Here is a 302-nt window from a genome sequence, read left to right as displayed (position 1 = left end):
GTTATATGAACAGATATTAGAAGATCCAAAACTAGCAGCTAAATTTACAGCAGAAGAAATTGAATTATTTAAAAATGGTCAGAAACCCAAAACATATACATGGCATCACCATCAGGACACAGGAAGAATGCAGCTTGTAGACGCGAAATTACATAAGCAAACTGGTCACACGGGTGGGTATAACATCTGGGGGAAAGACGGAGAAAAATAGGGAGGTTTATTAATGCATAACATTGTATGGGTTGGTGTAAGTAATGAAAAAGTAACAGATCATGAAATCGAACAAGTAGAAAAATATTTTA

Annotated in this window: 1 protein-coding gene; it reads left to right on the top strand. The window is 35.1% G+C overall.

The features are described 5' to 3' along the window. The coding region (locus K5S59_RS29580; RefSeq protein ID WP_220784123.1) for an HNH endonuclease at positions 1-211 on the top strand (211 nt) is incomplete at its 5' end. Between the last annotated feature and the right edge of the window lie 91 nt (positions 212-302).

This window comes from Bacillus sp. BML-BC051 (genome assembly GCF_019656175.1).
GTDB classification, from domain to species: Bacteria; Bacillota; Bacilli; order Bacillales; family Bacillaceae_G; genus Bacillus_A; species Bacillus_A mobilis.
The sequence above is the reverse complement of the archived record's forward strand: the minus strand, read 5'-3'. Positions and strand labels throughout refer to the sequence as shown.